This window comes from Nonomuraea sp. NPDC026600, from assembly GCF_040638335.1.
In the GTDB taxonomy this organism is placed as follows: Bacteria; Actinomycetota; Actinomycetes; order Streptosporangiales; family Streptosporangiaceae; genus Nonomuraea.
On record NZ_JBEZYD010000013.1, the window covers coordinates 33,749 to 47,748 of the forward strand.

Annotated in this window: 12 protein-coding genes; 3 read left to right on the forward strand and 9 right to left on the reverse strand. The window is 70.0% G+C overall.

Annotated features, from left to right (window positions below):
- Window positions 1–30 precede the first annotated feature (30 nt).
- The 4 genes from AB0F17_RS28380 to AB0F17_RS28395 all read right to left on the reverse strand — a co-directional run bounded on the left by AB0F17_RS28380 (window position 31) and on the right by AB0F17_RS28395 (window position 5,319).
- Window positions 31–1,341 (reverse strand): pitrilysin family protein, encoded by a 1,311-nt coding sequence (locus tag AB0F17_RS28380; protein ID WP_358028625.1) that lies wholly within the window; start codon window positions 1,339–1,341, stop codon window positions 31–33.
- Window positions 1,338–3,683: a polyribonucleotide nucleotidyltransferase gene (locus AB0F17_RS28385; protein WP_358028628.1), complete on the reverse strand. Its 2,346-nt coding sequence runs from the start codon at window positions 3,681–3,683 to the stop codon at window positions 1,338–1,340. Before AB0F17_RS28385 ends, AB0F17_RS28380 begins: the two co-directional genes overlap by 4 nt.
- 272 nt (window positions 3,684–3,955) lie before the next feature.
- On the reverse strand, window positions 3,956–4,225 hold the full coding sequence (rpsO, locus tag AB0F17_RS28390) for a 30S ribosomal protein S15 (RefSeq protein ID WP_358028630.1): 270 nt from the start codon (window positions 4,223–4,225) through the stop codon (window positions 3,956–3,958).
- 164 nt (window positions 4,226–4,389) lie between these two features.
- Window positions 4,390–5,319: a bifunctional riboflavin kinase/FAD synthetase gene (locus AB0F17_RS28395; protein WP_358029244.1), complete on the reverse strand. Its 930-nt coding sequence runs from the start codon at window positions 5,317–5,319 to the stop codon at window positions 4,390–4,392.
- 83 nt (window positions 5,320–5,402) lie between these two features.
- On the opposite strand from AB0F17_RS28395, the gene AB0F17_RS28400 reads away from it, so the two are divergent.
- The 3 genes from AB0F17_RS28400 to AB0F17_RS28410 all read left to right on the forward strand — a co-directional run bounded on the left by AB0F17_RS28400 (window position 5,403) and on the right by AB0F17_RS28410 (window position 7,811).
- Complete coding sequence (locus AB0F17_RS28400) at window positions 5,403–6,419, forward strand: SAM-dependent methyltransferase (protein ID WP_358028632.1); 1,017 nt, start codon at window positions 5,403–5,405, stop codon at window positions 6,417–6,419.
- Window positions 6,420–6,531: 112 nt separating this feature from the next.
- On the forward strand, window positions 6,532–7,116 hold the full coding sequence (locus tag AB0F17_RS28405) for a hypothetical protein (protein ID WP_358028635.1): 585 nt from the start codon (window positions 6,532–6,534) through the stop codon (window positions 7,114–7,116).
- A gap of 5 nt (window positions 7,117–7,121) precedes the next feature.
- Window positions 7,122–7,811 carry a fibronectin type III domain-containing protein gene (locus tag AB0F17_RS28410; RefSeq protein ID WP_358028638.1) on the forward strand — a complete coding sequence of 230 codons (690 nt, stop codon included), beginning with the start codon at window positions 7,122–7,124 and terminating at the stop codon, window positions 7,809–7,811.
- Here the strand turns inward: AB0F17_RS28410 and truB are convergent.
- The 5 genes from truB to infB all read right to left on the reverse strand — a co-directional run bounded on the left by truB (window position 7,808) and on the right by infB (window position 13,910).
- Entirely contained in the window at window positions 7,808–8,680 is an 873-nt protein-coding gene (truB, locus tag AB0F17_RS28415; RefSeq protein ID WP_358028641.1) for a tRNA pseudouridine(55) synthase TruB, read from the reverse strand. The genes AB0F17_RS28410 and truB overlap by 4 nt on opposite strands.
- Window positions 8,680–9,786 carry a bifunctional oligoribonuclease/PAP phosphatase NrnA gene (locus AB0F17_RS28420; RefSeq protein ID WP_358028644.1) on the reverse strand — a complete coding sequence of 369 codons (1,107 nt, stop codon included), beginning with the start codon at window positions 9,784–9,786 and terminating at the stop codon, window positions 8,680–8,682. The genes truB and AB0F17_RS28420 overlap by 1 nt, the downstream gene beginning before the upstream one ends.
- A complete protein-coding gene (gene rbfA, locus AB0F17_RS28425; RefSeq protein WP_358028647.1) occupies window positions 9,783–10,259 on the reverse strand; it encodes a 30S ribosome-binding factor RbfA in 477 nt (158 codons plus the stop codon). Before rbfA ends, AB0F17_RS28420 begins: the two co-directional genes overlap by 4 nt.
- 42 nt (window positions 10,260–10,301) lie before the next feature.
- Window positions 10,302–10,601: a DUF503 domain-containing protein gene (locus tag AB0F17_RS28430; RefSeq protein ID WP_358028650.1), complete on the reverse strand. Its 300-nt coding sequence runs from the start codon at window positions 10,599–10,601 to the stop codon at window positions 10,302–10,304.
- 120 nt (window positions 10,602–10,721) lie between these two features.
- Window positions 10,722–13,910 (reverse strand): translation initiation factor IF-2, encoded by a 3,189-nt coding sequence (infB, locus tag AB0F17_RS28435; protein ID WP_358028653.1) that lies wholly within the window; start codon window positions 13,908–13,910, stop codon window positions 10,722–10,724.
- Window positions 13,911–14,000 lie beyond the last annotated feature (90 nt).

Here is a 14,000-nt window from a genome sequence, read left to right on the forward strand (position 1 = left end):
GGGACCTCCGGGGAGGTCCCGCGAGCGTCATCAGGCGATGGCGTCGGAGAAGTCCTTGTCGCCGTAGGGGCCGATCACGGCGAGTGTGAGCGGCCGGTTGAGGACGTCGGTCGCGACCTCGGCGATCTGGTCCGGGGTGACGGCCTCGATCCTGGCGAGCACCTCGTCCACGGACAGCAGCTCGTCGTAGACCAGCTCGTTCTTCCCGATCCGCGACATGCGCGAACCGGTGTCCTCCAGGCCGAGCACCAGCCCGCCGCGCATCTGCCCCTTGCCGCGCATGATCTCGTCGGCGTCCAGGCCGTCGTCCACGACCCGGACGACCTCATCGCGGCAGATCTTGAGCACGTCGTCGATCTTCGACGGCAGACAGCCCACGTAGATGCCGAACTGGCCGGTGTCCGCGTAGGCCGAGGTGTAGCTGTAGGCGGAGTAGGCCAGCCCGCGCTTCTCCCTGATCTCCTGGAAGAGCCGCGACGACATGCCGCCGCCGAGCGCGGCGTTGAGCACGCCGAGGGCGAAGCGCCGGTCGTCCGTACGGGACATGCCGGTCGTACCGAGCACCAGGTTGGCCTGTTCGGTGGGCCGGTCGAGCACCTTGACCATCGACCGCGTCGCCGCGCCCGGCCCGCTCGTGCGGGGCGGATCGGCCTCCAGCGGGCCACCCAGCGCGCCCGCCCGCTCGTAGGCGCGGGCGACCAGCTCGACGACCTCCTCGTGCCGGATGTTGCCGGCGACGGAGACGACCGTGCGGCACGGCTGGTAGTGGTGCTGGTAGTACTCGGCGATCCGGTCGCGGGGGAGCTCGTTGATCGACTCGACCGTGCCGAGAATGGGCCGCCCGATCGGCGAGTCGCCGTAGAGCGCCGCCGCGAACTGCTCGTGCACGACGTCGGATGGGTCGTCGTCGTGCATGGCGATCTCTTCGAGGATCACCCCGCGCTCGGACTCGACGTCGTCGGGGGTGATCAGCGAGCTGGTCACCACGTCGGCGAGCACGTCCACCGCGACCGGCAGGTCCTCGTCGAGCACCCGCGCGTAGTAGCAGGTGTATTCCTTGGCGGTGAAGGCGTTGATCTCACCGCCGATGCCCTCGATGGACGCCGAGATCTCCATGGTGTCGCGTGTGGGGGTGCCTTTGAAGAGCAGGTGTTCGAGGAAGTGGGTGGCCCCCATGTGCTGGGGGTCCTCGTCACGCGAGCCGATGCCGACCCACATGCCGACCGCGACACTACGCACGGTCGGCATGGTCTCGGTCACCACGCGCAGCCCACCGGGAAGGACGGTGCGCGTCACGACCCCGGCCCCGTCACGGCCGGGGTGCAGCGTGGTGGTTCTCACGAGTTGCGGTCGTCTCCATCGGATCCGTCGGCGCGCGGCGCGCGGGTGCGGGTGCGGGTACGGCGCGGCCGGTCGTCGCGCGGCTTGTCGTCCGAGGCGGCCGAAGCCTCCTCGCCAGAGTCGGAGTCGGCGGAGGAGTCCGCGTCGCCCCTGGCCTCCTTCTCGGCGGCCTCCTTCTCGATGACCTCGACCGGGACCAGGGACAGCTTGCCCCGGCCGTCGATCTCGGCGATCTCGACCTGGACCTTCTCGCCGACGCTCATGACGTCTTCCACGTTCTCGATGCGCTTGCCGCCGTGCAGCTTGCGAATCTGGGAGACGTGGAGCAGGCCGTCCTTGCCGGGCATCAGCGAGATGAACGCGCCGAAGGCGGCGATCTTCACGACCGTGCCCAGGTAACGCTCGCCGACCTCGGGCATGTGCGGGTTGGCGATGCCGTTGATCACCGTGCGGGCGGCCTCGGCGGACGGGCCGTCGGTGGCGCCGATGTAGATCGTGCCGTCGTCCTCGATGGTGATCTCGGCGCCCGTGTCGTCCTGGATCTGGTTGATCATCTTGCCCTTCGGGCCGATGACCTCGCCGATCTTGTCCACGGGGACCTTGATGGTGATGATGCGCGGCGCGGTCGGGTTCATCTCCGCCGGGGAGTCGATCGCCTCCTGCATCACGTCGAGGATGGCCAGGCGGGCGCCCTTGGCCTGCTTCAGCGCGCCGGCCAGCACGGAGGCGGGGATGCCGTCGAGCTTGGTGTCGAGCTGGAGCGCGGTGATGACGTCCTTGGTGCCGGCGACCTTGAAGTCCATGTCGCCCATGGCGTCCTCGGCGCCGAGGATGTCGGTCAGCGTGACGTACTGGCCACCCTCGCCGATCAGGCCCATCGCGATGCCTGCGACCATCTCGCGCAGCGGCACACCGGCGTCGAGCAGCGCCATCGTGGAGGCGCAGACCGAGCCCATCGAGGTGGAGCCGTTGGAGCTGAGCGCCTCGGAGACCTGGCGGATGGCGTAGGGGAAGTCCTCACGCGCCGGCAGGACCGGGATCAGCGCCCGCTCGGCCAGCGCGCCGTGACCGATCTCGCGACGCTTGGGCGAACCCACGCGGCCGGTCTCACCGGTGGAGTAGGGCGGGAAGTTGTAGTTGTGCATGTAGCGCTTGGTCCGCTCGGGGTTGAGCGTGTCGATGACCTGCTCCATGCGCAGCATGTTGAGGGTGGTGATGCCCAGGATCTGGGTCTCGCCACGCTCGAACAGCGCCGAGCCGTGCACCCGCGGGACCACGTGGACCTCGGCGGACAGCGCGCGGATGTCCTTGGTGCCGCGGCCGTCGATGCGCAGGCCCTCCTTGATGACCCGCTCGCGCATGAGCTTCTTCATCACCGAACGGAAGGCGGCGGAGATCTCCTTCTCCCGGCCCTCGAACTCGGGGAGCAGCTTCTCGGCGGACAGCGCCTTGACCTTGTCGAGCTGGGTCTCGCGCTCCTGCTTGCCGGGGATGGTCAGCGCGGCGGCCAGCTCGGTCTTGACCGCGCTCTCCACGGCCGCGTAGACGTCCTCCTGGTAGTCGAGGAAGATGGCGTATTCGGCCGTCTCCTTCGCCGCGACCCGCGCGACCTGCGACTGCGCCTCGCACAGCACCTTGATGAACGGCTTGGCGGACTCCAGGCCCTGCGCGACCGTCTCCTCGTTGGGCGCCACGGCGCCCTCGGCGACCAGCTTGAGCGTGTCCCTGGTGGACTCCGCCTCGACCATCATGATCGCGACGTCGCCGTCGGCGAGCACTCGCCCGGCCACGACCATGTCGAACGTCGCGCGCTCGAGCTCGTGGTGCGTCGGGAAGGCGACCCACTGGCCGTCGATCAGCGCGACGCGGACGCCGCCGATCGGGCCGGAGAACGGCAGCCCGGCGAGCTGGGTGGACAGCGAGGCGGCGTTGATGGCGACCACGTCGTAGAGGTGGTCGGGGTTGAGCGCCATGATCGTGGCGACGACCTGGATCTCGTTGCGCAGGCCCTTGACGAACGACGGGCGCAGCGGCCGGTCGATCAGGCGGCAGGTGAGGATGGCGTCCTCGGAGGGACGGCCCTCACGGCGGAAGAACGAGCCGGGGATGCGCCCCGCGGCGTACATGCGCTCCTCGACGTCCACCGTCAGCGGGAAGAAGTCGAGGTTTTCCTTGGGCGACTTCGAGGCGGTGGTCGCGGACAGGACCATCGTCTCGTTGTCGAGGTAGGCGACGGCGGAGCCGGCCGCCTGACGCGCGAGACGACCGGTCTCGAACCGTATCGTGCGCGTGCCGAATGAACCGTTGTCTATGACGGCTTCAGCGGTGTGGACACCCTCCACGGGGGACCTCCTTTGTCAGTCAGTCTCCCGCGCCCTCTTTCTCACCGGCACCCTCGTTAGGTGCAGCGCCGGTCTTCGATCGAAGCGCCCGGTCAGATACGACTGTTACCGGAAGCCACTACCGAGGACCGGCCCGCATGCGTCGCGGGTCGCTTGGTGCTTGTGCGGACGCGGGGGGCTCTAAGTGTGTCTTGACTATTCAGTTGTCCGGCGCTCGACGCGCCGGTCTCACAACGGAGAAGGGAGCGACGCGAACGCCGCTCCCTCTCACTCTATCGGCGCAGGCCGAGCCGCTCGATGAGCGCACGGTAACGCGCGATGTCGACCTTCTGCAGGTACTTCAGCAGGCGGCGCCGGCGTCCGACGAGCAGGAGCAGGCCACGACGGCTGTGGTGGTCGTGCTTGTGCGTCTTCAGGTGCTCGGTCAGCTCGCTGATGCGCTTGCTGAGCAGCGCGATCTGCACCTCGGGCGACCCGGTGTCGCCGTCGGCCGTCGCGTACTCGCTGATGATGGTCTTCTTGGCAGCGGTGTCGAGGGACACGGCTCTCCTTTGAGCTACGGGCACGCGCGAATGGATAACTGATGCGAACGACCGTGCGTGCCTACAGTCGCCGCGGCGAAGGCCGTCAGAGCAGCGCGCAGCGCCGCCGTCACTGGACCGACATGCAAGGTTACCACCGCGGTCAAGCTCCGCGTCATCAATCCTCAGCCCGAGGTCAGCCGCCGGGCCTGGTCGACATCGGCGTGGATCTGCGCGATGAGCTCCTCGATCGAGTCGAACCGGGTGTTTCCCCGCAGTCTCGCGCCGAAGTCTACCGCCACGTGCACGCCGTACAGCTCCAGGTCGTCGCGGTCCAGCGCGTACGCCTCGACCGTGCGCGGGACGCCCTCGAAGGTGGGGTTGGTGCCGACGGAGATGGCGGCGGGCCAGCGCTCGCCCTCGTAGACGGTGGGCAGGTTGGCGACGGGCACGCACTCCAGCCAGCCCGCGTAGACACCGTCGGCGGGGATGGCCGTGTGGGGCTGCGTCTCGACGTTCGCGGTGGGGAAGCCGAGCTGGCGTCCGCGCTGGTAGCCGCGTACGACCACGCCCTCCACCCGGTGCGGGCGGCCCAGGTCCGCCGTGGCGCCCTCGACGTCGCCGGCCACCAGCCGCTCGCGGATCTCGGTGGAGGAGACCCCGTCGTGCAGCGGGACCACCTCGACGGTGAAGTCATATTTCTCGCCGAGCGCGGCCAGGGTCTCGGTGTCGCCCGCCGCGCGGTGGCCGAAGGTGAAGTTCGCCCCCACCACGACCACGGCGGCCCGCAGCCGGTCGGCGAGCATCGACTGGGCGAACTCGCCGGGGCTCATCCTGGACAGCTCCAACGTGAACTCCTTGACGCACACCTCGTCGACGCCCAGCCCGGTCAGCAGCTCCGACCTGCGCCTCGGCGTGCTCAGCCGGGCCGGGTGGGAGCCCGGCCGGACGACCTCGGAGGGATGCGGCTCGAAGACGACCGCGACGCAGCGAAGACCACGCTCCCGCGCGACGGCCACGGCACGCTCGACCACCCGCTGGTGCCCGCGGTGCACGCCGTCGAACACGCCGATCGTGACGGCGGACCTTTCCGAACCCTGCACGCCCGGCCCCATTCGCTTGTGGCGGATCAATCCCCCACCAGCCTGCCATGAGGCGCCACGTCAGCTCCAATCGAGGGGGTACGATCGGCCGCACCATGCCTCGATACGCACTTCTGATCCTGCCTGCCTTCAACCGGGTCTACGGCGAGAGCTCGGTCCGCCTGACCCTCGCCGAGCTGGCCGTCTTCGGCCGACGAGCCCTGCGGAGCGAGGTGTCGGCCATCGAGGAGCGCGTGATCGGCGGCCTGCCGTACGTGACCTTCGAGACGGCCGCGCCGCTCGGCGGCGGCGACGTCGCGCTGCTGTCCAACCTCTCGTCGGTCTACGCGCTCTACGGGATCGAGGGCGAGCTGCTGCGGCCGCTCACCATGGCGCCGCTCGACCGGCTCAGCAGCGACCTGATCACGATCCAGAAGTACGCCGGCAAGACGAACGAGCACTTCACCAAGCTACTGCTGAACGTCACGGTGCTGGCCGGCGACCGGCGGCTGGACGAGCGGCTGTCGGTGTTCGACCCGCTGTGCGGGCGCGGCACCACGCTCAACCAGGCTCTCATGTACGGATATGACGCCTATGGGGTCGATGTCGACAGCAAGGACTTCGAGGCGTACTCCGGCTTCCTCAAGACCTGGCTGAAGAACAAGCGGTTCAAGCACACAGCCGAGACCGTCCCCGTACGACGTGAGCGGGCAGTGGTCGGCCGGCGACTGAACATCTCCTTCAGCCCGTCGAAGGAGGCGTTCAAGTCCGGCGACACACAGCGCGTCGCCGTGGTCAACGCCGACACCCTGCGCAGCCGCGAGTTCTTCAAGCCGCACTCCTTCGACGTCGTGGTGACCGACACCCCCTACGGCGTGCAGCACGGCAGCAGGGGCGGCGGCGGGCTGTCCCGCAGCCCGCTGGAGCTGATCAGGAAGGCCGCGCCCGTCTGGGCGGAGCTGCTGCGGCCCGGCGGCGCCATCGGCATCTCCTGGAACACCTATGGCGGCACCCGCGACGAGCTGGCCGAGATCCTCACGAAGACGGGGCTCGACGTGGTCGATCTGCCCGACTTCGAGCACTGGGTCGACCAGGCGATCGTCCGCGACATCATGGTGGCCCGCAAGCCATAAGAGATCGGACCTCTCCTCGCTTCCGACAGCTCACATCAGAGCTCTTGACGAGTGAGTGTGGTAAGTGATCCCATGAATCCTGATAGGAAAGTTTCCTAATCGGGAGGAATCCATGCGATTACTCGCCACGGGCACGCTAGCCATCGGATTACTCGTCCCAGCCCTGCCCGCCTCGGCCGACCCCATGGAGTCCGGACCTTGGACCTCATACGCGCCGACGTTCACCGTCCAGGAGCGGGGTTGCGGTGACGTCAGCGACCTGACCTTCAAGCTGAACTGCTCCACCGACAGCGGCGACCAGCGAGCCGAGCGGCGCTACGCCACCTACTCCAGCGGCACCCGCCAGTTCGAGGGCTACTTCAAGATCACCAGTCTCGAAGGGACCCGCGTCAGCCTGAAGCAGACGTTCAAGACGACGGGCCCGTTCTTCATGCTCGCCGTCGAACGCGGCGGCCGGCTCTACTCCGTGCACGGCGGCAACACGATCGCCACCGGCGCCACGATCGGCACGACGGTCCGCGTCAACACTGTTCACGTGGTCGGCAGCACCCATCGGACCTACATCAACGGGTCGCTGAAGCACACCGTGTCGAGTGAGAGCGGCAGCTTCTACGACAAGTTCGGCGCCTACCGGACCGGTAGCGGCAAGGGCCCCGCCACGGTCGAGTGGAGCGGCGTCCAGTTCTGGCGCAAGTAGCGACGATGAGAGCAGCTCTGGTGGCGTTGCTCCTATCGACGGCGCTCCTGCTGGCGGCCGCCTGCGCGACCCCCCGGCAGGCGCCGGTCCAGCTCACGGCCACGCTCGTGTCGCCGACCGACATCACGCTGCGCTGGCAGGGCCGCGATCCGGACGCCTCCGGGCAGGTCGTCGAGTTCGCCACCGAGCCAGGGGGTCCGTACACGATCCTGGGGTTCCTGCCGCCGGAGCAGACCACGTACACCCATCCCGATCTGATCCCGCGCACGCCGTTCTACTACCGGGTGCGGCCCTACTACGGGCAGGCCTCCGCCCCGGTCGACGTGGCGCTGGGCGGCGGGCCGTACGCCAAGCCGGAATCCGGCTGGACGGAGCCGCGGACGATCCCCGGCGGCCCGAAAGGGGCGCGGCCGGTCAGGAGCGAGGGAGCGGCGCCATCGGACCTGACGGCCACCGTCATGCGGGCCGACGGCGTCGCGTTCCGGTGGACCGACCGGACCGCCGACGAGGAGGGCTTCCTGCTGGAGGACCGGCCGTCGGGCCGGCCGGACTTCCGGGTGGTCGCCGCCCTCGATCCGGACGTCAACGCCTTCGGCCTGGTCACGCTGCCCGAGGAGAGCCACGCGTCCTACCGGGTACGCGCCTTCCGCTACGGGCCGTCGTCGAACATCGTCCATCAGACGACTAAGGGCTAGGAGATGAACACGGCCAGGGGCTTGGCGATGCGGCCCTGCTCCTCCACCAGCGCGAGCAGCTCGCCCTCCGGCCCGAACACGCCGATCGGGCCCTTGCCGAGCCCCGCCGCGGGCAACCGCCCGCCGTGGCTGACGACCCTGGTCTCCTCCGCGGTGAGGTCCCAGCGCGGGAACGCCGCGGACACGGCCTCCCCGATGGGCAGGATCACGCACTCCTCGGCCAGCCGCTCGATGGTCCTGGCCCGTGACAGGTCGTACGGGCCGACCCGGGTCCGGCGCAGCGCCGTCAGGTGCCCGCCGACGCCGAGCCCGGCGCCCAGGTCGCGGGCCAGCGCGCGGATGTAGGTGCCGCTGGAGCAGGTCACCACCGCGTCGATGTCCATGACGTCGTCGTGCGCCCTGATGTCCAGCACCGAGAACTCCCGCACGGTGACGGGCCGCGCGGCCAGCTCGACGTCCTTGCCCGCACGGGCCAGCTTGTACGCCCGCTGCCCATCGACCTTGATCGCGCTGACCTGCGGCGGGACCTGCATGATCTCGCCGGTGAGCGCGACGACGCCCTTCTGGACCTCGGCGGGGTCAACCTCCGACGCCGAGGCCGTCGAGATGACCTCGCCCTCGGCGTCATCGGTGTTGGTGGTCACTCCGAGCCGCATCGTGGCCACGTAGACCTTCTCGGTCAGCGCCAGGTGGCCGAGCAGCCGGGTCGCCTTCTCCACACCGACCACGAGCACGCCCGTCGCCATCGGGTCGAGCGTGCCCGCGTGGCCCACCCGCCGGGTGCCGGCCAGCCGCCGCAACTTGGCCACCACGTCGTGGGACGTCCACTCGGCGGGCTTGTCGACGATGATCAAGCCGCTCTCGGCCATCAGGCTGCTCCGTCCGCGTTCGCCAGCAGCGCGCGGAACGCCGCCATGGTGTCCTCGACACTGCCGTGCGAGGTGAATCCGGCCGCGTTGTGATGGCCGCCGCCGCCCAGCGCGGCGCAGATCGAGCCGACGTCGACCGCCCCCTTGGAGCGGGTCGACACCTGCCAGTCTCCGTGGTCGTCTTCCTTGAGCACCGCCGCCACCTCGGCCTCGTCAGTGCGCCGCACGATGTCGATGAGACCCTCCAGCTCCGAGTACGGCAGTCCGTACGCGGCCCGGTCTACCCGGGGGACGTACGTCCACACCAGGTGGTCCTCCAGCGACACCCGTTCGAGCGCGGCGGCGAGCACCTTGAGGTAGCCGAACGGGGAACGGTCCCACAGCTCACGGGCGATCTCGTCGGTACGCAGCCCGGTGGCGACCAGCCGGGCGGCCATCTGGTGCACCTCGGGCGTGGTCGAGGAGTAGCGGAACGAGCCGGTGTCGGTCACCAGCCCGGCGTACAGGCAGGTGGCGATGTCACGGTCCAGGCTGCCGCCGAGGCGGTAGATCAGCTGCTCGGCCAGCACGGCCGTGGCGGCGACGTGCGGGTCGATGAGGCTGAGCGTGCCGAAGCCGGTGTTGGACAGGTGATGGTCGATCACGATGACCTCGTGGGCCTTGGCCGTGTTGGTGCCCAGCAGGCCCAGCCGGTCGGGCGTCGAAGAGTCGAACGTGATCATCAGCTGCGGCTCCGCCGGGACGTCGGCCGGCGGCACCAGCAGGTCCTGGCCGGGCAGGAAGCGCAGCAGGCGCGGCACGGCGAAGTGCCGGTCGCCAAAGGAGGCGATGACCCGCTTGCCCAGGGCGCGCAGCACGGAGCCGGTGGCCAGCATCGAGCCGAGCGCGTCGCCGTCCGGCGACACGTGGCAGGCCAGCGCGATCTCATCGGCCTTGCCGATCAGGTCCAGCGCGCGCCGCCAGGCGGCCTCGGGGATCACCGACCCGGACGGCGGTAGCGCGCCCTCCGGGCCGGCGAGCGGCAGGGCCGGAGTGCGGCCCTGCCCCACCGAACCCGGATCCACGCGGGACGGGCGACCGGTTCTGTCACGCACATCGGGCGTCACGTCGCCGGCTGCCCGTCCTCGTCAGGCTTGCCGCCGATGTCCGGCTCGTCGTCCTCCTCCGGCTTGCGGTAGGGGTCCGGGTCGCCGGCGTAGGCCGCGCCCTCGGCCTTGCGGGCCACCTCGGCGTCCCTCGCCTTGGCCGCGTTGATCAGATCGTCGAGCTGGCGCGCGCTGTCGGGCAGCGGGTCGTGCTTGAACTCCAGCGTCGGTGTGAAGCGGACACCGGTCTGCCGGCCGACCTCGGAGCGGATGATGCCTCTAGCGCTCTCCAGGGCGGCCGCGGTGTCGGCCCGCTCGGCGTCAGAGCCGAACACCGTGTAGAAAACCGTGGCCTCACGCAGGTCCGCGGTGATGCGCGTGTCGGTCACGGTGACGAAGCCCAGGCGCGGATCCTTGATCCGGCGGTCCAGCATCTCAGCGACGATCTGCTGGATGCGGTCGGCGAGCTTGCGCGCTCGTGCTGCATCCACCATGTTCGCTCCCCCTCACGCACGACCCGAAGGTCGTGCAGTCGTTCAGTCGTCTTCGTCGTGGTAAAGCCGATGTCTGGCCGACAGCAACTCGATCTCGGGGCGGAAGGCCACCAGACGCTCGCAAGCATCCAATACCTCTTTGCAGTTGCCCGCTGAGGCCGAGACTACGGCGATGCCGACCTCCGCCCTGCGGTGCAGGTCGAGGTGGCCGGTCTCGGCCACCGCGACGCCGGGAAAGCGTCTGTGCACCTCGGCGACCAGGGGTCGCACGACGGAACGCTTCTGCTTCAGCGAATGTACGTCGCCGAGCAGGATGTCCAGGGTCAGAGCACCCACATACATCGTTGGTAACCACCGCTTGTCCTGGTGTGTGAAATGCACCCTGGCCCTGCTGCGGTGGGAAGCAGGCCCAGGCGTGCGAGAGGCGCCCGGCGGATGGTCCGCCGGGCGCCCGGCCGCGTGTTACGCGCGCGGCTTCTCCCGCATCTCGAACGTCTCGACGACGTCGTCGATCCGGATGTCGTTGTAGCCGACCCCGATACCGCACTCGAAGCCCTCACGGACCTCGGTCGCGTCGTCCTTGAAGCGACGCAGCGACGAGACGGTCAGGTTGTCGGCGATGACAACGCCATCGCGGATGATCCGGGCCTTGCTGTTACGCACGATCGTCCCGGAGCGGACCAGCGAACCGGCGACGTTGCCGATCTTCGGCACCTTGAAGACCTCGCGGACTTCGGCGGTGCCCATCTGGACCTCTTCGAACTCGGGCTTGAGCATGCCCTTGAGCGCCGCTTCGATCTCTTCGATCGCCTGGTAGATGACCGAGTAGTAGCGGATGTCGACGCCCTCGCGCTCGGCCAGGTCGCGCGCCCGGGGCTCAGGCCGGACGTTGAAGCCGATGATGACCGCGTTGTCGTCGGCGACGGCCAGGTTGACGTCGTACTCGGTGATCGCACCGACGGCGCGGTGCAGGACACGGAGCCTGACCTCGTCGCCGACATCGATCTTGAGCAGGGCGTCTTCCAGGGCCTCCACCGAACCGGACACGTCACCCTTGATGATGAGCTTGAGCTCATCGACGCGACCCTTCTCGAGGTTGCTGAACAGCTCCTCAAGAGTCAGGCGACGGCTCGACTTCGCCATGTCGGCGCTGCGCTTGCGCGCCGCGCGCTGCTGGGCGATCTGGCGGGCCATCCGGTCGTCGGTGACGACGATGAAGTTGTCACCCGCGCCCGGCACGGCCGTCAGACCCATCACCAGGACCGGACGGGACGGCGTGGCCTCTTCGACCAGGTCGCCGTTGTCGTCGAGCATCGCCCGGACGCGGCCGTAGGCCTCGCCACAGACGATCGAGTCGCCGACGCGCAGCGTGCCGCGCTGGACCAGGACGGTCGCGGTCGGGCCACGGCCCTTGTCGAGGTGTGCCTCGATCGCGATGCCCTGAGCGTCCATCGCCGGGTTGGCGCGCAGGTCGAGCTCGGCGTCCGCGGTGAGCAGGATGGCCTCGAGCAGCTGCTCGATGCCGGTCCCGTTCTTGGCGGAGATGTCGACGAACAGCGTCGAGCCGCCGAACTCCTCGGCCACCAGGCCGTACTCGGTGAGCTGGGCACGGACCTTGTTGGGGTCGGCGCCCTCCTTGTCGACCTTGTTGACCGCGACCACGATCGGCACGTCGGCCGCCTGGGCGTGGTTGAGAGCCTCGATCGTCTGCGGCTTCACACCGTCGTCGGCCGCGACCACCAGCACCGCGATGTCGGTCGCCTTGGCACCACGGGCACGCATGGCGGTGAACGCCTCGTGACCCGGGGTGTCGATGAAGGTGACCTTGCGCTCTTCGCCCTCGTGCTCGGTGGAGACCTGGTAAGCACCGATGTGCTGGGTGATGCCACCCGCCTCGCGCGCCACCACGTTGGTCTTGCGGATGGCGTCGAGCAGCTTGGTCTTACCGTGGTCGACGTGACCCATGACGGTCACGACCGGCGGACGCGCGGCCAGGTCGGCCTCGTCGCCCTCGTCCTCGCCGAACTCGATGTCGAAGGCCTCGAGAAGCTCGCGGTCCTCCTCCTCCGGGCTGACGACCTGAATGTTGTAGTCGAGCTCGGAGCCGAGCAGCTGCAGCGTCTCCTCGTTGACCGACTGGGTGGCCGTCACCATCTCGCCCAGGTGCAGCATGATCTGCACCAGCGCGGCGGGGTTGGCACCGATCCGGTCGGCGAAGTCGGACAGCGACGCACCGCGCGGAAGGCGGATCGTCGCACCGTTGCCACGAGAGACCTGCACGCCACCGATCGCCGGGGCCGACATGTTGTCGAACTCCTGGCGCCTCTGGCGCTTGGACTTGCGGCCACGCGTGGGACGGCCACCGGGGCGACCGAACGCGCCCGCCGTGCCGCCACCGCGGCCACGACCGCCGCCACCGGGACGACCGGCGAAACCGCCGCCACCGCCACCGGGACCACCGGTGCTCGTGCCCGGACGACCGGCGCCACCGCCGCCACCGGGACGACCGGCGAAACCGCCGCCACCGCCACCGGGACGACCGCCGCCGCCACCGCCGCCAGGACGACCGCCGCCGCCACCGCCGCCGGGACGGCCACCGCCGCCACCGCCGCCAGGACGACCGCCGCCGCCACCGCCACCGCCGGGACCGGCGGGACGACCCTGCGGCATCATCATCGGGTTGGGACGCGGACCGCCGGGGCGGGGACCGCCCGCACCGGGACCAGGACGCGGGCCGGCCGCACCGGGCGGACCAGGACGCGGGCCACCGGGACGGGGACCGCCCTCGCCGCCACCGCGACCCTGCGGGGGACGCGGGCTCGCGCCGTCGCGCGGCGGACCGTCACGACGCTCGCGCTGCCCGGGACCGCCGCTGGGGGCACCGTCACGGTTGCCACCGGGACGCGGCGGCCGGGACTGGCCCATGCCGCTGGCGTTGGATGAGAACGGGTTGTTGCCCGGACGCGGGCCGCGCGGACCCGGCTTGGGACCGCCGGGACCCGGACGGGGACCGCCGCCGGACGGGGCGCCACCGGTACGCGGAGCCGCGGGACCGCCGCCACCGGAGGGCGCGCCGGAACGCGCTGCGGGGCCGGGCTTGGGACCCGGACGAGCGGCGGGACCGGGACGCGGGCCCGGAGCGGGGGCACCCGGAGCGGGCGCGGGACGGGTGCCGCTGTCGAAACGCGCCTGCGGAGCGCCGGACGTGTCGCCACGCTCGGCCTCAGGCTGCGGCTGGTGCGGCATCGGCACCGGCGGGCGCGACTGAGCGCTGACCGCGGGGGCCGGAGCCGGAGCCGGGGTGGGCGCCGGGGCCGGAGCCGCGGGACCCGGACGCGGACCGGGCCTGGGACCCGGACCTGGACGCGGAGTTGATGTTGGGGTCGACGCCTCCGCGACGCCGTTACCGGCCTGGCTGTCCGCCGGCCGGGGAGCAGCCCTTGGCGGCTGCGGCTTGGACGACGAACCGCCGCCCCTAGAGGACCCACCCTTAGATGCGCCCAAAGCTTCGGTGAGCCTGCGGACCACCGGCGCCTCGATGGTGGAGGACGCCGAACGGACGAACTCCCCCATCTCCTGGAGCTTGGCCATGACGACCTTGCTCTCTACGCCGAACTCCTTAGCGAGCTCGTATACCCGGACCTTCGCCACTGCACTCCCTTACTCGGCCCGGGAGGCTGGCTGTGCCGTCCGGACCGTCGCTACCTTGACGTCTTCATCGCCGCGTGCTCATCAGGCGCT